This is a genomic window from Billgrantia aerodenitrificans, from assembly GCF_021404405.1.
Lineage (GTDB): Bacteria > Pseudomonadota > Gammaproteobacteria > Pseudomonadales > Halomonadaceae > Halomonas > Halomonas aerodenitrificans.
The window spans coordinates 17,371-33,881 of the sequence record NZ_JABFTV010000007.1 but is presented as its reverse complement, the minus strand read 5'-3'; the positions used below and the strand labels follow the sequence as shown (position 1 = coordinate 33,881).

Annotated in this window: 21 protein-coding genes and 1 pseudogene; 11 read left to right on the top strand and 11 right to left on the bottom strand. The window is 63.7% G+C overall.

The features are described 5' to 3' along the window. Positions 1 to 16: 16 nt before the first annotated feature. The 3 genes and pseudogenes from HOP59_RS13915 to HOP59_RS13905 all read right to left on the bottom strand — a co-directional run bounded on the left by HOP59_RS13915 (position 17) and on the right by HOP59_RS13905 (position 1,255). Positions 17 to 358 carry a DUF427 domain-containing protein gene (locus HOP59_RS13915; RefSeq protein WP_234254333.1) on the bottom strand — a complete coding sequence of 114 codons (342 nt, stop codon included), beginning with the start codon at positions 356 to 358 and terminating at the stop codon, positions 17 to 19. After that, positions 355 to 678, bottom strand: a pseudogene (locus HOP59_RS13910) (HepT-like ribonuclease domain-containing protein). The gene HOP59_RS13915 and the pseudogene HOP59_RS13910 overlap by 4 nt, the downstream one beginning before the upstream one ends. 40 nt (positions 679 to 718) lie before the next feature. Continuing rightward, a complete protein-coding gene (locus HOP59_RS13905) occupies positions 719 to 1,255 on the bottom strand; it encodes a nucleotidyltransferase family protein (protein WP_234254332.1) in 537 nt (178 codons plus the stop codon). Positions 1,256 to 1,376: 121 nt separating this feature from the next. Here HOP59_RS13905 and HOP59_RS13900 point away from each other — a divergent pair, with 121 nt between their 5' ends. Both HOP59_RS13900 and HOP59_RS13895 read left to right on the top strand, forming a co-directional pair. Next, positions 1,377 to 1,877, top strand: coding sequence for an Mpo1 family 2-hydroxy fatty acid dioxygenase (locus tag HOP59_RS13900; protein ID WP_234254331.1), 501 nt, complete (start codon positions 1,377 to 1,379; stop codon positions 1,875 to 1,877). Positions 1,878 to 1,949: 72 nt separating this feature from the next. Continuing rightward, positions 1,950 to 2,714, top strand: a complete 765-nt coding sequence (locus tag HOP59_RS13895; protein WP_234254330.1) for a helix-turn-helix domain-containing protein — start codon at positions 1,950 to 1,952, stop codon at positions 2,712 to 2,714. A gap of 18 nt (positions 2,715 to 2,732) precedes the next feature. Here HOP59_RS13895 and nfsA read toward each other — a convergent pair whose 3' ends face one another. Continuing rightward, positions 2,733 to 3,464, bottom strand: coding sequence for an oxygen-insensitive NADPH nitroreductase (gene nfsA, locus HOP59_RS13890; RefSeq protein WP_234254329.1), 732 nt, complete (start codon positions 3,462 to 3,464; stop codon positions 2,733 to 2,735). A 198-nt stretch (positions 3,465 to 3,662) separates the two neighbouring features. Here nfsA and HOP59_RS13885 point away from each other — a divergent pair, with 198 nt between their 5' ends. Continuing rightward, positions 3,663 to 4,052, top strand: a complete 390-nt coding sequence (locus tag HOP59_RS13885; protein ID WP_234254328.1) for a GFA family protein — start codon at positions 3,663 to 3,665, stop codon at positions 4,050 to 4,052. A 71-nt stretch (positions 4,053 to 4,123) separates the two neighbouring features. Here the strand turns inward: HOP59_RS13885 and HOP59_RS13880 are convergent, their stop codons facing one another. Together HOP59_RS13880 and HOP59_RS13875 are read right to left on the bottom strand one after the other, a co-directional pair. Continuing rightward, a complete protein-coding gene (locus HOP59_RS13880) occupies positions 4,124 to 4,735 on the bottom strand; it encodes a LysE family translocator (protein ID WP_234254327.1) in 612 nt (203 codons plus the stop codon). 59 nt (positions 4,736 to 4,794) lie between these two features. Next, complete coding sequence (locus tag HOP59_RS13875) at positions 4,795 to 5,625, bottom strand: AraC family transcriptional regulator (protein WP_234254326.1); 831 nt, start codon at positions 5,623 to 5,625, stop codon at positions 4,795 to 4,797. 153 nt (positions 5,626 to 5,778) lie between these two features. On the opposite strand from HOP59_RS13875, the gene HOP59_RS13870 reads away from it, so the two are divergent. Next, positions 5,779 to 6,396 (top strand): LysE family translocator, encoded by a 618-nt coding sequence (locus tag HOP59_RS13870; protein ID WP_234254325.1) that lies wholly within the window; start codon positions 5,779 to 5,781, stop codon positions 6,394 to 6,396. Positions 6,397 to 6,399: 3 nt separating this feature from the next. On the opposite strand, the gene HOP59_RS13865 is transcribed toward HOP59_RS13870, so the two are convergent. After that, on the bottom strand, positions 6,400 to 6,762 hold the full coding sequence (locus HOP59_RS13865; protein WP_234254324.1) for a hypothetical protein: 363 nt from the start codon (positions 6,760 to 6,762) through the stop codon (positions 6,400 to 6,402). A 96-nt stretch (positions 6,763 to 6,858) separates the two neighbouring features. After that, entirely contained in the window at positions 6,859 to 7,788 is a 930-nt protein-coding gene (locus HOP59_RS13860) for a LysR family transcriptional regulator (RefSeq protein ID WP_234254323.1), read from the bottom strand. Between the two features lie 103 nt (positions 7,789 to 7,891). On the opposite strand from HOP59_RS13860, the gene HOP59_RS13855 reads away from it, so the two are divergent. After that, positions 7,892 to 8,731 (top strand): SDR family oxidoreductase, encoded by an 840-nt coding sequence (locus tag HOP59_RS13855; RefSeq protein WP_234254322.1) that lies wholly within the window; start codon positions 7,892 to 7,894, stop codon positions 8,729 to 8,731. 14 nt (positions 8,732 to 8,745) lie between these two features. Here the strand turns inward: HOP59_RS13855 and HOP59_RS13850 are convergent, their stop codons facing one another. Both HOP59_RS13850 and nikR read right to left on the bottom strand, forming a co-directional pair. After that, entirely contained in the window at positions 8,746 to 9,228 is a 483-nt protein-coding gene (locus HOP59_RS13850; protein ID WP_010626738.1) for a metallophosphoesterase family protein, read from the bottom strand. Between the two features lie 5 nt (positions 9,229 to 9,233). Further along, complete coding sequence (gene nikR, locus HOP59_RS13845; RefSeq protein WP_010626737.1) at positions 9,234 to 9,641, bottom strand: nickel-responsive transcriptional regulator NikR; 408 nt, start codon at positions 9,639 to 9,641, stop codon at positions 9,234 to 9,236. Positions 9,642 to 9,810: 169 nt separating this feature from the next. Here nikR and nikA point away from each other — a divergent pair, with 169 nt between their 5' ends. From nikA to bfr, 6 genes are all read left to right on the top strand, one after another. Continuing rightward, complete coding sequence (gene nikA, locus HOP59_RS13840; RefSeq protein ID WP_234254321.1) at positions 9,811 to 11,400, top strand: nickel ABC transporter substrate-binding protein; 1,590 nt, start codon at positions 9,811 to 9,813, stop codon at positions 11,398 to 11,400. Between the two features lie 3 nt (positions 11,401 to 11,403). Then, positions 11,404 to 12,348: a nickel ABC transporter permease subunit NikB gene (gene nikB, locus HOP59_RS13835; RefSeq protein WP_234254320.1), complete on the top strand. Its 945-nt coding sequence runs from the start codon at positions 11,404 to 11,406 to the stop codon at positions 12,346 to 12,348. Further along, positions 12,348 to 13,196 carry a nickel ABC transporter permease subunit NikC gene (gene nikC / locus HOP59_RS13830; RefSeq protein ID WP_234254319.1) on the top strand — a complete coding sequence of 283 codons (849 nt, stop codon included), beginning with the start codon at positions 12,348 to 12,350 and terminating at the stop codon, positions 13,194 to 13,196. Before nikB ends, nikC begins: the two co-directional genes overlap by 1 nt. Next, positions 13,193 to 14,008 (top strand): ATP-binding cassette domain-containing protein, encoded by an 816-nt coding sequence (locus tag HOP59_RS13825; RefSeq protein WP_338073337.1) that lies wholly within the window; start codon positions 13,193 to 13,195, stop codon positions 14,006 to 14,008. The genes nikC and HOP59_RS13825 overlap by 4 nt, the downstream gene beginning before the upstream one ends. Next, positions 14,005 to 14,805 carry a nickel import ATP-binding protein NikE gene (nikE, locus tag HOP59_RS13820; protein WP_234254318.1) on the top strand — a complete coding sequence of 267 codons (801 nt, stop codon included), beginning with the start codon at positions 14,005 to 14,007 and terminating at the stop codon, positions 14,803 to 14,805. Before HOP59_RS13825 ends, nikE begins: the two co-directional genes overlap by 4 nt. Before the next feature lie 102 nt (positions 14,806 to 14,907). Beyond that, positions 14,908 to 15,375: a bacterioferritin gene (gene bfr / locus HOP59_RS13815; protein WP_234254317.1), complete on the top strand. Its 468-nt coding sequence runs from the start codon at positions 14,908 to 14,910 to the stop codon at positions 15,373 to 15,375. Here the strand turns inward: bfr and HOP59_RS13810 are convergent. After that, complete coding sequence (locus tag HOP59_RS13810; RefSeq protein ID WP_234254316.1) at positions 15,354 to 16,511, bottom strand: DUF1835 domain-containing protein; 1,158 nt, start codon at positions 16,509 to 16,511, stop codon at positions 15,354 to 15,356. The genes bfr and HOP59_RS13810 overlap by 22 nt on opposite strands.

Below are 16,511 nucleotides of genomic sequence, written 5' to 3'. Positions count from 1 at the left end.
CGCCGCGGCCTACCCTCTAGCGATCTTCTGCCACGTTTGCCTTGTCGTCGTCGAAGGCCAGGTATTCCGCAATCGTCTCCATGCCTTCCAGCGGTTGCTCGTAGCTCCACGCTACATCGGCCTGTTCGCCGAACGAAAAGTAGGCGGCATCGCCCTTGAACGGGCAGTGGGTCACGGTCTCGGAGCGGCTCAGGAGGTCCATTCGCACGTCTTCGCGGGGAACATAGAGCCGAGGCGGATAACCACGTTCGCGCAGCTCAAGGGCACGGGTGGTGTCGGCAAGCAGGGTGTCACCGATCGATACCTGCACTCGGTGTCGCTGCGGATTCAGGGTAATACGGGGCTCGGTAGAGGTCATCGCTTCGTCTCGCCCAGCTGTTGGGTTTTTATTGCACGTAACTGATCCAAAAGCTCAGGAATATTGTCCTGAATGATGCTCCATACAGTATCATCGTCAATTCCTAGATAAGCATGTATCAGGCGATTCCTGGTGGCGACGATCAACCGTCAAGGTATTTCCGTATACCGCTGACGAATTTCTTCCGGAATACGAGTAGCCGCTTCGCCAATGAGCTCAAGATTACGCAGCGTAGCATCATAGATAAGGTCGTTATTGATAAAGCTGTCTTGATCCAAGCCTTCCGTGTAAGACAGAACTTTCTCGGCGAAGCCGATCATATCATTAATATAGAAGCGCCATTCACGCATCGGATGTGTCTTAGACACGCACAGCCTCGCGCTCGATATAAGGCTTGAGTTCGGGACGAAGCGCCTTGTCGGTCACGAGATCAACCGGATGCCCCAGCAAATCCTCAAGATAAAACTGCACCCCGAAATAACGAGCGGAGGTCGCAGGGCCGTCAAAGCTCACCAAGATATCGATATCACTGTCATCACGGGCCTCATCGCGAGACATAGAACCAAAAAGCCGCAAAGAGGTTACTCCGTACTCGCGAGAAAGCAACGGTAGGTGATCCCGCAACAGCTGCAAAGTCTTGGTTCTGTTCATATCTCGATACCCCCTATGCGTCGAGGTTTCGCGCTTCATGCATTTCACGCTCTCAGCATAGCCTACCATGGGGTAGCGAAATCCCCAGCATGACAAGGCCTGAAGGCTCAGCCGTGGGCAGGCAACTGACCCGGCCGCCCCAAATAGATAGCCCTGCACCTTGTGTACTCCCATGTCTCGCATCACCTCCAGCTCGGCCTGGGTTTTGACGCCCTCGGCGAGTAGTCGGCTGCTCGTCTCGTGCATCAGTTCACCGACCCGTAGGTGGGCCCGGCTACCAGCTACAACGTAGCGGTTACATACAAGGCAGCGTCCTCTGGTGCGCCTAGCATGAGCCTGACCCTGACCTGCCAAGAACAACGAGGGCATGACCATGCGAAGCCTGCAGCAGTTTCTCGACGACTACGGCGAGAGCCATCGCCATCCGGTGAACCAGTGGGTGCACATCGTCTGCGTGCCGGCCATTCTGTTTTCCACTCTGGGACTGCTATGGCTGGTGCCGCTTGGCCGCTGGCTGGGCCTGGAAGGCGGTGCGGCCGAGTGGGTCAATGGCGCCACCCTGCTGGGCGTGCTGGCCAGCCTGGTTTACCTGCGCCTCTCCTTCGGTGTCTTCTTGATGATGCTCGCCTGGTTCGCCCTTTCCGTGTTGGGCATTCTCGCCATCCTGAACGCGGGGTGGTCGCTGTTCTGGATCTCGCTGATCGTCTGGGTGGCGGCATGGGCGTTGCAGGTATGGGGGCATAAGGTGGAAGGCAAGAAGCCGTCGTTCATCGAAGACGTGGTCTTTCTGCTGATCGGCCCGATCTTCGTCACCTTCGAAGTGGCGCACAGGCTGGGGCTACGCGTGCCGCGCCCGGCCGGGCATTGAGCCTGCCGCACCGGCGTCCGCTTCTTGAATGGCGTATCCTCGGCGTTATGGATCGACAGCCATGGATCGCCTGTGACGGATACCTCGCCGCTACGCGGCACCCTCTACCTGTGGAACGACCGCTGGATGCTGCTCGGCCATCTGCCGGCCAACCGGGCACACCGCCACGTGAGTGCGTCGTTGCTGCTGGGGCTGGATGGCACGTTCGAACTGGATGTGGAAGGGGCACGCCGCCAAACCCGGGCGGCGGTGGTGGCACCGGACGTATCCCAGGCCCTGAACCCGGGCCAGACCACCATGCTGGTGGCCCAGCTCGATCCGGACAGCGATGCCTGGCGCCGCTTGGCAGGCAGCCTGGCAGGGCGAGCCAGCATGGATCTGCCGTTGGCCGAGGACCAGGCTTGGGAACTGGCCCACAGTGCCGATTGCCGTGCCCTCGCAACCAATCTGGCGCGCTTTCTGGCCGCTACCGGCGGGCCACCGCTGCCGCTGGATCCGCGCATCGCGGCTATCTGCCACTACCTGCGTGAGACTCTGCCGGAACGGCTGGATGCCGCGGCGCTGGCCGAACGCGCCGGAATCTCCGCCTCGCGACTCACGCACCTGTTCCGCGAGCAAACGGGGGTGACGCTGCGGCGCTTTCTGCTGTACCTGAAGATCACCCGCGCCATGGCCCGCTGGCAGCCGGGCATGACACTCTCCACCCTGGCCGCGGAAGCGGGCTTCTACGACCAGCCGCATCTGGTGCGCACGGCCCGGGACATGTTCGATGCCCTGCCCTCGGCCTATATCGGTACCGGGCACTTCCACATCTGTCGCTGCAACGAAGCGGGTTGAGCGGCAGCGGCGGTTGGCTCACTTCATCTCGAAACCGCGCTTGGTGAGGAACTCGCGCATATGGGCGCGCAGCTTGCTGCTGAACAGCGGGGAGAGGTTCTTCGACCAGTTGGAGTCCTTGTTGCCGCCGCGTCGCTCGCCGTAGTAGCTCTGCATGGCGTCGTCGAAGGCGGCGACAAGCTCGCTGTCGTCGACGTAGTAGTCTTCCTTGAGGATCGCCTCCACCGGCAAGCGCGGTTTGACGTCCGGATCGACAGCCGGATAGCCGAGGCACAAGCCGAACACCGGGTAGACGTGCTCGGGCAGATGCAGCAGATCGCTGATGGCCTGGGGGTTGTTGCGGATGCCGCCGATGTAGCAGATGCCGAGCCCTTCGGATTCGGCGGCAACGACCACGTTCTGTGCCATCAAGGCAGCATCCACACTGGCCACCACCAGTTGCTCGGTCATGCCGCGCACGACGTTGGCGCCGCTGCGTTCGGCTGCCTCGGTGGGTCGTTTCATGTCGGCACAGAACACCAGGAAGTCGGAAGCGGTGGCCACGTACGACTGCCCGCCAGCCAGCTCGGCGATCTTCTCGCGGTTGGCCGGGTTCTTCACGTGGATGACGGTGTAAGCCTGCACATGGTTGGAGGTCGCGGCGGCCTGACCGGCGCGAATCAGCTCGATCAGCAGCTCGTGGGGAATCTTCTGGTCGGTGAATTTGCGAATCGAGCGATGGGATTTCAGCAGTTCGATGGTGGGATTCATGTCGCCTCGCGAGTGCCTGTCATTCGTTAACCTGCTTATTATCTTTCATTCCGGCGCGCTTTGCATTTTTACAGGCGTGGTTTCAGGCTAGCTCCAAGAAAGCGCTACCCTTGCGTTATCACCTCTGAAGGGTACTCAGCCCTCTTCTCGCTGAGCGATCAGTCGATACAAAGTCAGTCGATACAAGGGAGGCCTGGCATGGAGCGATACACTGGCGGTTGCCTTTGCGGCAACGTTCGAGTCGAAGCGTCGGGGCGCCCTTACCGGGTCGGCATTTGTCACTGTCTGGACTGCCGCAAGCACCATGGTGCGCTCTTCTACGCCTCGGCGGTGTTCCCCCAGGAGGCAGTGACGATAGAGGGTGAAGTGCGCGACTACAACGGGCGTTTCTTCTGCCCTCGCTGCGGCTCGTCGGTTTTCGCACGCAGCGACGACGAAATCGAAGTTCACCTGGGCACCCTGGATACCCCGGATCAACTGATGCCCACCTACGAGAGCTGGGTCGTACGCCGCGAGGCCTGGCTGCCGCCGTTCCCGCACATGAAGCGCTATGACTGCGACCGCGACGCCACGGGGCGCGAAGCCTAGCTATCCATTGCGGGCTTCGTCTTTCATCCTAGCTCTGATCAGCCAGCACGCCCCCGTGGCAAGGGTGCATCTCAAAAAGTGCCCGAGGCCAGCGGCAGCCACACGTGCTCATAGCCGATGGTGATCGCAACCCACACCAGCAGCGCGGCCATGGCGAGGCTGAAGCCTTTCAGCAGCTTTGGATTTTCCAGGCGCTGGCCGAGCACGACGCCCATCAGGGCATAGCTACCGGGGGCACCGAAGGCCAGCGCAGCCAGCCCGAGCGACCAGAACAGCAGGCTCACGCCGTGGATGCCGGCGGCAGGAAACTGGATGGTGGCGATCGGCAGGGTCGCGAGCATGGCCTTGGGGTTGCACAGCTGCATGATCAAGCCATCGCGGAAGCTCATGACACGAGGCGCCTCACGCACCCGGTTGAGCTCAACGCTCGAGCGGGCGACCTTGAGCGCCAGGTAGAGGATGTAGCCACACCCCACCGCCCCCACTACGGCGAGCATGTCGCCGCGCACCCAGGCCGCTCCGGCCCAGCCGAACAGCAGAAATAGCGTGAGCATGGCCAGCCCCACACCGAGGAAGAAGCCGAGCGATGTCCTCGCCTGACCATTGAGCCCGGCATGCAGGCCGAGCAGGTTCACGGGCCCAGGCGTGTACATGACGCCCAGAGCATAGGCGACGATCTCCATGGGAGTCTCTCCGATAGATAGTGTTTCGTGTGTGGCCGAGCGGCCGGAATTCAGCGCTACTAGGTCACGCTGCGCTGGTACTGATATGGCGTCTTGCCGTAGATGCGTTTGAAGCGGCGGTTGAAGTGGCTGAGGTCGGTGAAGCCGTGGCGGAGCGCCACCTCGGAGGGCGCCACGCCGAATTCAAGGGCGCTGCGCGCGGCGTTGACCCGGCAGCTCAGCACGTACTGGTGCGGCGTGATACCGAACTGCTGGCGGAACAGGCGCAGGAAGTGGTACTTGGAGAGGTGGGCGGCCTGACTGATCTCATCCAACGAGAGATCCGCCTCCAGGTGCGCAAGGATGTACTCCTTGGCACGCAGCAGCAGTGCATCGGGGCGACTCACCCTGCCGCCGGGCTGGAACTTGCCGGCACGCTGCACCAGGCGCGTCGCCATGCGGTGCAGGGCGTGCTCCTGGTCGATGCGCGTGCCTTGCCGGTCGATCATCAGTTGGGCGAGGTCGAGAATGGCGTGGCGCAGCTGGGGGTCGTCCAGCAGGGTCTCTCGCCCATGAAACCGGGCGGCACGCTCGCATCCCGCCGCATCGGCGAATGAGGCCTCAAGCTGGGCAGTGGGCACATAGATCATTACGTAGCCCAGCGTGGTGCCGTCACCAGGATGACCGTCGTGTACCTGATCGGGGTTGAACTGGATGACGTTGCCGGGCGGGCTACGATGAAACTCACCGCCGCTGAAGAAGTCCTGCCGCCCGGTAAGGGTCACGCCGAAGGCGTACTCTTCATGCGCATGGCGGTCGTAGCTGAAATCGCTCAGCGACGCTTGGAGCACCGTGAGCCCGGGTACTTGCCAGCTCTTGTGGTAGTCGAACTGGCTGGATTGCTTGGCCATGCCACACCTCTCTGAACACCACTATGGCCTAGCTTAGGCCCAGCCAAGGACTAGGGCTTGGACATTATTGCGCAAAAAGATAGTGACCTTGCTTCAGTCCACAGGAGCTGTGATGCAAAATCGAAAGCCGAACCGCACCCTCTGGTGGCCCAAATGGACTTGCTGACCCTGCTGCTCTTCGTGCCGGCCTGCTTCGCTCTGAACATGGCGCCGGGCCCCAATAACTTGCTCTCTATGAGCAACGCCAAACGCTATGGTGTGCGCATGGCTTGCCTGGCCGGCATCGGGCGCCTGGCGGCTTTCGTGGTGATGATCGCCCTCGCCGCCTCGGGCCTGGCTACCGTGCTCTACACCTCCGAGAAGCTGTTCCTGCTCATCAAGGTACTCGGCGCCGGCTACCTATTCTGGCTGGCCTACCAGCTGTGGGGCGCCGAGAGTAGCGACGAGGGCATGGCCGCCGCCCCGATGGGGCTCTGGGGCCTGAGCCGGCAGGAGTTCCTGCTCGCCGCCGGCAATCCCAAGGCGATCCTGATCTTCACGGCGTTCCTGCCTCAGTTCGTTACGCCAGACGGCGACGTCGCCTTCCAGTTCCTGATTCTGGGCGCCCTGTTCCTGGTGCTCGAATGGGTGGCCATCATCGGTTACGCCTGCTTCGGCGCCTTTCTACGCCACTGGTTCTCGCGCCCCACGATGCGCCGGCTGTTCAACCGCGCCTGCGCAAGCCTGTTGGCGAGCGCCGGCATCGGCCTGCTGGTGGCAAGGAGAGAGTAATTTTCACCGTCGGGAAGCTCTACTCCTGGAAAAGAAATAGAACGTCGATACGAGGAGCAGTATCAATGACACCAAGTGAGCATAGGCCGCATACCTGTATGAAGAGCCAAGCTCGTTTATCGCCATATGAAAAATTTCATCATCGATCATGATGAAATCGATTTCCCCAACAATACAAAAGAGAAGAAAAGCGGCATAAGGCCATAGCAACCAATGGCTACGAACCTTAACTACAAGAAGAAAAATCAAAAACAGAACACTCAGAAACAACAGCATCCCACCTTGGCTCGCCACCTTGTCAGCCACCTCCGCATGCGCCAGCAACGGAAATGAACCAAGAAGTAAAAAGAGAAAAAACCGGGCCATTTAAGCACCTGACAAGCTCGATATATCTTCACGGGGTCCCTGATAATGCTCGGAAACGGATCGTACTCACTCCTACCGGCACCAGATAGTCGCACATCACGCCTGAACTTCTGATGTTTTCAGCAGATCGATGAAGGCGCGCAGTGCAGCGGGCACGTGGCGGTGCCCGGGGTAATAGAGCATCAAGCCGGGATAAGGCGGGCTCCAGGCTTCGAGCAACGCCACGAGCTGCCCTGAGGCGAGGCGCTCGCTGGCCACGATCTCGGGCACGTAGGCAATGCCGAGGCCGTCGGCTGCCGCTTCGACCATGAGTTCGTTGTCGTCGAGCGTCAGCGCGCCGGGAACGTCGATGGCGATCTCCTGCCCTCGCCGCTCGAACTCCCAGCGATAGCGCTTACCGCTGGGCAGCCGCAGGCGGATGCAGCGATGCTTGTGCAGATCGTCGGGCACACTTGGCGTGCCGAAACGGTGCAGGTAATCCGGCGAGGCCACCGCCAGGAAGCGCATGGCACCGCCCAGCTTCACCGCAATCATGTCCTGGGGTACCGCCTCGCCCAGCCGAACCCCGGCGTCGAAGCCCTGTTCGACGATATCGACGAGCCGTCCTTCGCTGACGAGATCGAGCTCCACCGCCGGGTAGCGGCGCAGGTAAGCCGGTACTACATGGGCAAGCAGCAGCCGGGCCGCTGCCCTGCTGGCGTTGATGCGCAGCACGCCGCTGGGCTCGCCGCGGTCGTCGGCGAGGGTATCCAGCGTGGCATTCAGCTCATTCAGGGTGGGGGTGATGCGCGCCAGGAACCGGCTGCCGGCATCGGTCAGGGAAACGCTGCGGGTAGTGCGATGCAGCAGCCGCACGCCGAGCTGCTCTTCCAGATGCCGCATGCGGTGGCTCAGCGCCGAGCGCGAGACACCGATGACGTCGGCGGCACGTCGAAAGCTGCGTTCGGCAGCCACTACCGTAAAGGCTTCCAGATCGGCCAGAGTTGGCTTGGATATGCTTGGCTGGGACATGCTTGGCTTGCTCATTGGTGAATTTCCCTCACGAGTTCATACAACAGTAGCCTACTTCTGCGTTCCAATCGGAAGCGCGACCATGGTTTCGTCATCCACCGAAGGAAGGAACGAAACGATGAGCAAGACATGGTTGATTACCGGAGCCTCTTCAGGCCTCGGCCGCCTGATGACGGAGCGCCTGCTGACACGTGGCGATCGCGTGGTTGCCACGCTACGCCGGGAAGGCGTGCTCGACGAACTGCAGCAGGCCCATGGCGAGCGCCTGCTGGTGCTGAAACTCGATCTCACCGATGTGGCTGGGATCCGCGCGGTCACCCGCCAGGCCTTCGAACGCATGGGAAGGATCGATGTGGTGGTATCGAACGCAGGCTACGGGCTCTTCGGTGCCGCCGAAGAGCTCAGCGACGAACAGATCGATCACCAGATCGCCACCAACCTCACAGGTTCGATTCAGCTCATTCGCGCGGTGTTGCCCTACCTGCGCGACCAGGGCGGCGGACGCATCGTGCAGGTCTCCTCCGAAGGCGGCCAGAAAGCCTACCCCAACTTCTCGCTCTATCACGCGACCAAGTGGGGCATCGAAGGCTTCGTCGAGGCGACGGCGCAGGACGTGGCGCCGTTCGGGATCGACTTCATCATTGTCGAACCGGGCCCCACCGCGACCGATTTCGCCGCCGGGCTCGTGCGCGGCACGCCAATGGCGGTCTATGACGCCACGCCAGCGGGCGATGTCAGGCGCGCCGTGGCAGATGGCAGCTTCGAGATAAAGGGCGATGCCGAAAGGACGGTAGACGCCATGATCGCTGCCGCCGACGCTGCGCAGCCCCTCATACAGCCACTCGTGCGGCTAGCACTCGGCAGTTCAGCGTATACCGGCATCAAGCAGGCGCTGGAAGCGCGGCTCCGTATGCTCGAGGCACAGCGCGACGTGGCCTTTGCGGCCGATGTCGACTGACTTTCTCTCGGCCTTTACAGCGGCAAATGCAGGATGGCGCCACGCAGGCCACGCTCGTCGGCCCACAACTTGCCCAGGGTGATGGGCAGGCGAAAGCGGCGCTTGCCGGCAGCACCGGGATTGAACAGCAGCCGGCCATCCTGCCACTCGTTGCGCGGCTTGTGGGAGTGGCCGTGAAGTACCGCATCGCAGGGTGTGGCCGGGTCGAGCTCCTGCAGGATATGCGTGAGATACAGGTGCCAGCCGTTGACGCTGAGATCCAGCGTCGTCGGCAGCGCCTCGGCCCAGGGCGCGGTGTCGATGTTGCCGCGCACCGCGAAGGTCGGCGCCAGCTCGGCCAGTCGTTCGAGCAGGCCGGCGTCCTCGTCGCCCCCGCCCACGTCGCCGAGATGCACGATCAGCTCGCAGCCCTCGAGCAGAGTGAGCGCCTCGGGGCGCAGCAGGCCGTGGGTATCGCTGATGACCCCTACCGGCTTGTCACTGACGAAGGTGTGCATGGCGTTCAATCCAGCTGCGTGGGGATGACCTGGAGTTCGCCATGCGCCACGGCGCGCTGCGAGGTGATGCTGTCGGCGAAGTGTCGCACGTCGTGAGTGTTGCCCTTGAGAATGCTCACTTCCAGGCAGCGCTCCGGGTCGAGATGCACGTGCAGCGAGGCGACCGTGAGGTCGACATGGTCGTGGTGCGAACGGGTCAGACGGCGGGCCAGGTCGCGGGCCTCGTGATCGTAGACGTAGCTGAGCACGCCGACGCAGCTACTCTCCTGCCCCTCGGCCCGCGCAGCCTCTTTCATTCCCGCTCGCGCCAGGTCACGGATCGCTTCCGAGCGGTTGGGGTAGCCCCGCTGCTCGATCATGCGGTCCAGCTCCGCCATGAGCCCGTCGTCGATGGTGATGGTGATTCTGTGCATGGCTCCTCCGCTGCCGGCTGTGACTGGACGCGCCGTATCGCCGCCCGCGAAAGCCACAGAATACGCCAGCCATGACACCGCCGCCCAGATCGGGCAGCGAATTGACAATGCGCGTCGGTATGATGTTTTCTATAAATATTCATACCCTACACGATACCGAGAGATCGTCATGCGCCCCTTTCGTGCCGCCCTGTCCCTGATGCTGGCGGCAAGCCTAGGCTTGTCTGCCACCTTCATGACCATCCCCAGTGCGGCTCAGGAGCGCCTCAACTTCTCCTGGCCCTCTAACGTCGGCGCCCTCAACCCCCACCTCTATTCTCCCAATCAGATGTTCGCCCAGGCGATGGTCTTTGAACCGCTGGTGCGCTACCAGGCCGACGGCCAGGTGGTGCCCTGGCTGGCGGAGTCGTGGGAGGTATCGGATGATGGACGCACCTATACGTTCCAGTTGCGTGAGGACGTGAGCTTCTCCAACGGCGAACCCTTCGACGCCGCGGCGGTAGTGGCCAACATCGAGGCAATACTCGCCAACCGCGAGCGCCACGCCTGGCTGGAGCTGGCCAATCAGATTCAGGGGGCCGAGGTGGTGAGCGAGCATGTCTTCAGGCTTCAGCTCGGCGAGCCCTACTACCCGCTGCTGCAGGAGCTGGCCCTGCCGCGCCCTTTCCGCTTCATCGCGCCCTCTCAGTTCGTCGAAGGCGGCACCAAGGAAGGCATCGAGGCGCCCATCGGTACCGGCCCCTGGGTGCTGAGCGACACGCGGATGGGCGAGCGCGACCTGTTCGTGCGCAACGAGAGTTACTGGGGGGCCGCACCGGCGTTCGACGAGATCGACGTCAAGGTGATCGGCGATCCCAATACCCGCGCCATCGCCTTCGAGACCGGCGAGATCGACCTGATCTACGGTGCCGAAGGGCCGATTTCGCCGGATACCTTCGAGCGCTTCCGCGCCATGGGCATGTATACCGCCGAGCTTTCCGAGCCGATGCGCACCAACGCCCTGGCCCTGAACAGCAACCGCGGCCCCACCGCCGATCGCGCCGTGCGCCTGGCGATCAACCACGCCGTGGACAAGGACACCCTGATCGACAGCGTGCTCTACGGTACCCAGCGACGCGCCGACACCCTGTTCTCACCCAACGTGCCCTACGCCGATATCGGCCTGGAGGCCTATGCCTTCGATCCGCAGCGGGCCAGCGAGCTGCTGGAAGAAGCGGGCTGGCAGCTGGCATCCGGCAGTCGCATTCGCCAGCGCAACGGCGAGGAGCTGATGATCGAACTGGTGTTCGTCGGCAATGACGCCGTGGCCAAGTCCATGTCCGAGGTCATTCAGGCCGACCTGGGCCGGGTCGGCATCGGCGTGCGCCTGATCGGCGAGGAGGAGAGCAGCGTCTACGCCCGCCAGCGCGACGGCCGCTTCGGCATGATCTTCAACCGGACCTGGGGCGCCCCCTACGACCCGCACGCCTTCGTCAGCGGCATGCGCGCGCCTTCCCACGCCGACTACCAGGCCCAGCTCGGCATGCCGGACAAGGAGACCCTGGACGAGCGCATTGGTGAGGTGCTGCTGACCACCGACGAGGCGCAACGCCAGGAGCGCTACGAGTGGATTCTGACCCGGCTGCACGACGAGGCGATCTACCTGCCGCTCACCTACATCACTGCCATCGGAGTGGCGCGGCCGGAGCTGGGGCCGATGCCGTTCGGCGCCATGGCAAGCGAAGTGCCCTTCGACCAGCTCAAGCCCGAGGCGCGCTAGGCCATGGCAGCCTTTATCCTGCGACGACTGCTGCTGTTGCCGCCGATGCTGCTGGCGGCGTCGCTGCTGATCTTCCTGCTGCTGCACCTGGGTCCCTCCGACCCGGCGATGGACTACCTGCGCCTTTCGCAGGTGCCGCCCACCCCCCAGGCACTGGAGGAGACCCGACGCCTGCTGGGCCTCGACCGGCCGCTGATGGTGCAGTACCTGGATTGGCTCGGCGGGGCGCTGCGCCTGGACTTCGGCGTCTCCTATGCCACCCAGCGCCCGGTGCTGCCGGTCCTGCTGCACTATTTGCCGGCCACCCTGCAGTTGGCCGGAATCGCGCTGGTACTGACCCTGGGCATCTCGATTCTGCTGGGGATGTGGGCGGCTCGCCATCGCAACAAGCTGCCCGACCAGGCGGTGCGCACGCTCGCCTTCGTCGGCGTATCGATGCCCAATTTCTGGCTCGGCTTCCTGCTGGTGCTGCTGTTCTCGGTGCAGCTCGGCTGGTTGCCGCCGATGGGCCGCGGTAGCTGGGCCCATCTGGTGATGCCGGCCATCGCCATCTCGCTGATGTCGCTCTCGATCAACGCCCGGCTGCTGCGCGCCAGCATGCTGGAGGTGGCCCGTCAGCGCCACGTCACCTATGCCCGGCTGCGCGGGCTGCCGGAGCGCCGTGTGGAGCGCTCCCACGTGCTGCGCAACGCCTTGCTGCCGATCATCACCGCCACCGGCATGCACATCGGCGAACTGATCGGCGGTACCCTGATCATCGAGACCATCTTCGGCTGGCCCGGGGTAGGGCGCTACGCGGTGTCGGCAATCTTCAACCGCGACTACCCGGTGATCCAGTGCTTCACCCTGCTGATGGTGACGATCTTCGTACTGTGCAACCTGATCGTCGACATCGTCTACGCCTGGGCGGACCCACGCATTCGGCTCTCCGCCGAGGGGGTGGAGTGATGCTGCGCAGCGTGAGCGATTTCTGGCAGGACGCCGGCTGGCCGGTGCGCGGTGCCATGCTGATGCTGGTGGTGCTGATACTCGCCGCAGCGCTGGGGCCCTGGCTGACGCCCCACGACCCCAACGCCGTGGATCTGGTGAATCGCCTGCAGAGCCCTTCGCTGAGCCACTGGCTGGGCACCGATCACCTGGGTCGCGACATCCTTTCGCGGCTGATAGCCGGAGCCGGCGTGTCGTTGGGCTCGGTGGCGGTGACCATGTCGCTGATGCTGCTGCTCGGCATCACGATAGGCGGCACCGCGGGCTTTCTCGGCGGCCGTGCCGACCAGGTCATCATGCGCCTGACCGACATCTTCCTCACCTTTCCCACCCTGGTGCTGGCGCTGTTCCTGATCGGCATGCTCGGCACCGGTCTGGTCAACGTGATCGTTGCCATCGCCCTCTCCCACTGGGCCTGGTACGCACGCATCGTGCGCAGCATCGTGCTCTCGCTCAAGCACCGCAACTTCATCCACGCCGCGCGGCTGGCCGGGGTCAGCCGCCTGCGGCTGTTCACCCGCCACCTGCTGCCGGCGATCCTCTCGCCGCTGCTGGTGCTGGCGAGTCTCGACGTCGGCCACATCATGCTGCACGTCTCGGGGCTCTCCTTCCTCGGCCTGGGTGTGTCCGCACCGACGCCCGAATGGGGCGTGATGCTCTCCGACGCGCGCCAGTACGTGTGGACCGAGCCGCTGCTGCTGTTCTGGCCGGGGCTGGCCCTGCTGCTGAGCGTGATGTCATTCAACCTGCTGGGGGATGCGGTGCGCGACCGTCTCGATCCCCACCTGCAACTGGAGCTCGGACATTGAGTGCGCTGAGAATCGACGTCATGCGCGTGGAGACCCACCGCCACGGGCGCACGCTGACGCTGGTGGACGGCGTCTCGCTGAGCCTCGCACCCGGTGAGGTGCTGGCCCTGGTGGGCGCCAGCGGCTCGGGCAAGTCGCTGACCTGCGCGGCCAGCCTGGGCGTGCTGCCTCCCGGCACCGTGCAGACCGACGGCCGGGTGAGCCTTGGCGGCGAAGCCTTGCGCTTCCCTGAGCTGCGCGGGCGACTGGTGGCGAGCATCCTGCAGAACCCGCGCAGCGCCTTCAATCCGGTGCGCAGCATGCGCGACCACGCCCGCGAAACCTTCAAGGCGTTGGGCGTGCCCCGCTCGGCCTGGGAGAAACGCATCGCGCAAGCCATGCAGGAGGCCGGGCTCGAGGACGCCCAGCGCGTGCTCGGGCTGCACCCCTTCGAGATGAGCGGCGGCATGCTGCAGCGGATGATGATCGCCCTGGCGCTGGCAAGCGAAGCGCCCTTCCTGTTCGCCGACGAGCCCACCACCGATCTCGACCTGATCGTTCAGCGCGAGATCCTCGAACTGCTGGAACGGCTCAAGCACGAGCGCGGCTTGGGTATTCTGCTGGTCACCCACGACATGGGCGTGGTGGCGCGGCTGGCGGATCGTGTGGCGGTAATGGAAGCGGGCCGCATCGTCGAGACCGGGCCGGTACAGACGATTTTCCATCGTCCCGCTCACGCCACCACCCGCGAACTGGTGGCGGCCCATCTGGCCCTCTATGGGCTCACCAGCGCTGACAGCCCCCACCCCACGACGCTCGAGGTGACCCAATGAGCCTGTTGGCCGCGCGCGGCGTACATCATGGCTATCGCCGCTTCTCGCTGGTGGGTGCGGGCCGGGTGACGCCGGTACTGGAGAGCGTCGATCTCGACATCGCCCCCGGCGAGACCCTCGCCCTGCTGGGGCGCAGTGGCTGCGGCAAGAGCACCTTGAGCCGCCTACTGGTGGGGCTGGAGACGCCTACATCGGGAGAGGTGCGCTTCGAGGATCGCCCTCTTCAGAACCTGGCCAAGACGCAATGGCAGGCGCTGCGACGCTCGGTGCAGATGGTCTTCCAGGACCCGCTCGGTGCGGTCAATCCACGCGCCAGGGTGGCAGAGATCATCGGTGAGCCCTTGGAACACCTGTGCGAACTCAAGGGCACGGCGCGCCGGGACCGGGTGGTCGAACTGCTGGAAGCGGTGGGTCTCGACGCCGGGGATGCCGACAAGTACCCCCAGCAGATGAGCGGCGGTCAGCTGCAGCGGGTGTGCATCGCCCGCGCCCTGGCACCACGGCCGAAACTGATCATCCTCGACGAGGCGGTCTCCAACCTCGACCTGCACCTGCAGATCCGCATGCTGTCGCTGTTCGAGCAGTTGCAGCGAGAACACGAGGTGGCCTATCTCTTCATCACCCATGACCTGCGGCTGGTAGAGCGATTCTGCTCGCGGGTAGTGGTGATGGAGGCGGGGCGCATCGTCGAGAACACCCCGGTTACCCGGCCGCTGCGGCTCACCACCCATGAGGGGCGCGCCCTCCAGGATGCCGTGCTTCCGGCGCTGCCAAGCCAAATGCGAATCGCACACTAAAGCAATATCAAATAACTGAATTTCAAGGAAAAATTGACCCGACCAGCAATTCTTCCTAGGATGGACGCATTCGCACGACTCGCACCAAGGGAAGGACAAAGCATGAAAGGCAACCAAGAGATCATCGACGCCTTGAACGGCCTGCTGGCAGCAGAGCTCGCCGCCATGGACCAGTACTTCATCCACTCCGAGATGTATGCCGACTGGGGACTCACCAAACTCTACGAGCGTATCGCCCACGAGTTCGACGATGAAAAAGGCCATGCCAAGCAGTTGATCGAACGCATCCTGTTCCTGGAAGGCAAGCCCGACATGCATACCCGCACCCCGGTACGTATCGGGCAGGACGTGGAGGAGATGCTCGCCAACGATCTCCAGCTCGAATACGAGGTGGGCGACGCCCTGAAGGACGCCATGGCTCTATGCGAGCGGGAGCGCGACTTCCAGACCCGCAACGTGCTGCTCGGGCTGCTGGCCGATACCGAAGAGGATCACGCCTACTGGTTGGAGCAACAGCTGCGACTGATCAAGATGCTGGGCAAGCCGAACTACCTGCTCTCGCAGATGTGAAGCAAGGCCCGGCCCCGCTCGGTCAGTGCGAGCTGACGGTGGGGCCATTCCCGCTGGCTCTCGCTGACTGTCAGTAGCGGCTCGGGCTCAGCGATGAGCGGCTGTAGCAGCCACCAGAACATCAGGTCGCCCAGATAGGGTAGCGGCTCGTACTCGCGCATGAGGTAGGAGAACGTCTTTCCCACCGGCAGCGGGCCGTGGTCGCGCACGATCTCGAGCGTCAGTCGTGCGGTCAGGCCGAGCCCGGTATCCGCGGCGGGTAGTTCCTGCAGGTGACGGGCCAGCGCGTGGCCCATCATCGGCAGTGCCGGCGTACCGCTGGCAACGAGCGCTTTCAGCGGCTCGGGGCCGTTTGCGGTCAACGCTTGCCACGCCTGAGCACCCAGCGCCAGCAGCGGCGCCTCCACGGGGCGGCGCTGCTGCCACAGCCAGGCCAGCAGGTCCGGAGCGAGCTGGCCGATACCGATGAAGCGTTCCACACCGGGCACCGACTCTACCGCCACCAGCTCGACCCGTGCCTTGGGCGGCTTCGCGTTCAATCGGTGAAGCAGGTAGGCCAGGATCAGCTGGTCGTAGCTATCGTGTTCGAACCACAGCACCAGGCGCTCATAGCGCTCGAGTTCGTCCAGCGCGGCGTAACTCTTGCGCAGCCGGGCCAGGGCATCGCGCTCGGTCATGCCGGAGATTTCTGCCAGGTAGCGTGCACGCAGCGTCATGAGGTCTTCTGGCGGCAGGTCGCGCAGCGGGCCGATGCAGAACGGATCGGAAAACTCGAGGAAATCGCCCCCGAAGCCAGCGGTGCGCAGGCTGTGCTCGATATCCGTGCCGCAGCGAATGTGCAGCGTGGCCATGTCGCGGTCGCCGCGCTCGGCTAGCCTGCGCCGAGAAAAGTCGAGCGCCTCGATATGTGCCTTGAGCTTCGGCCAGCTGGGAAAACCACATTCGCGGGCGACGACGAACTGGGTATCGGCGAGCTGCAGCGGCGCTTCACGCGGCGGGATGTATTGCAGAATACGCGCCAGCGCAGCCGGCTCGTCGGTCCGGGCAGCCTTGAGCAGTTCCTTGGCACGCTTGCGCTGCTGTTCGAGATTGAAGCGGCCGTGCGACGTGGCGTCTGGCCGGGACAGAAAAGACAT

Excerpts from the sequence above, each read along its gene's own strand:
- HOP59_RS13855 (WP_234254322.1), top strand. The coding sequence starts at position 7,892 with ATGAGCAAGACATGGTTGATTACCGGAGCCTCTTCAGGCCTCGGCCGC.
- HOP59_RS13880 (WP_234254327.1), bottom strand. The coding sequence starts at position 4,735 with ATGGAGATCGTCGCCTATGCTCTGGGCGTCATGTACACGCCTGGGCCC.
- nfsA (WP_234254329.1), bottom strand. The coding sequence starts at position 3,464 with ATGAATCCCACCATCGAACTGCTGAAATCCCATCGCTCGATTCGCAAA.
- HOP59_RS13870 (WP_234254325.1), top strand. The coding sequence starts at position 5,779 with ATGGACTTGCTGACCCTGCTGCTCTTCGTGCCGGCCTGCTTCGCTCTG.
- HOP59_RS13875 (WP_234254326.1), bottom strand. The coding sequence starts at position 5,625 with ATGGCCAAGCAATCCAGCCAGTTCGACTACCACAAGAGCTGGCAAGTA.
- HOP59_RS13915 (WP_234254333.1), bottom strand. The coding sequence starts at position 358 with ATGACCTCTACCGAGCCCCGTATTACCCTGAATCCGCAGCGACACCGA.
- HOP59_RS13905 (WP_234254332.1), bottom strand. The coding sequence starts at position 1,255 with ATGCACGAGACGAGCAGCCGACTACTCGCCGAGGGCGTCAAAACCCAG.
- HOP59_RS13885 (WP_234254328.1), top strand. The coding sequence starts at position 3,663 with ATGGAGCGATACACTGGCGGTTGCCTTTGCGGCAACGTTCGAGTCGAA.
- nikA (WP_234254321.1), top strand. The coding sequence starts at position 9,811 with ATGCGCCCCTTTCGTGCCGCCCTGTCCCTGATGCTGGCGGCAAGCCTA.
- bfr (WP_234254317.1), top strand. The coding sequence starts at position 14,908 with ATGAAAGGCAACCAAGAGATCATCGACGCCTTGAACGGCCTGCTGGCA.
- HOP59_RS13810 (WP_234254316.1), bottom strand. The coding sequence starts at position 16,511 with ATGTCTTTTCTGTCCCGGCCAGACGCCACGTCGCACGGCCGCTTCAAT.
- nikB (WP_234254320.1), top strand. The coding sequence starts at position 11,404 with ATGGCAGCCTTTATCCTGCGACGACTGCTGCTGTTGCCGCCGATGCTG.
- nikE (WP_234254318.1), top strand. The coding sequence starts at position 14,005 with ATGAGCCTGTTGGCCGCGCGCGGCGTACATCATGGCTATCGCCGCTTC.
- HOP59_RS13850 (WP_010626738.1), bottom strand. The coding sequence starts at position 9,228 with ATGCACACCTTCGTCAGTGACAAGCCGGTAGGGGTCATCAGCGATACC.
- nikR (WP_010626737.1), bottom strand. The coding sequence starts at position 9,641 with ATGCACAGAATCACCATCACCATCGACGACGGGCTCATGGCGGAGCTG.
- HOP59_RS13865 (WP_234254324.1), bottom strand. The coding sequence starts at position 6,762 with ATGGCCCGGTTTTTTCTCTTTTTACTTCTTGGTTCATTTCCGTTGCTG.
- HOP59_RS13900 (WP_234254331.1), top strand. The coding sequence starts at position 1,377 with ATGACCATGCGAAGCCTGCAGCAGTTTCTCGACGACTACGGCGAGAGC.
- HOP59_RS13860 (WP_234254323.1), bottom strand. The coding sequence starts at position 7,788 with ATGAGCAAGCCAAGCATGTCCCAGCCAAGCATATCCAAGCCAACTCTG.
- nikC (WP_234254319.1), top strand. The coding sequence starts at position 12,348 with ATGCTGCGCAGCGTGAGCGATTTCTGGCAGGACGCCGGCTGGCCGGTG.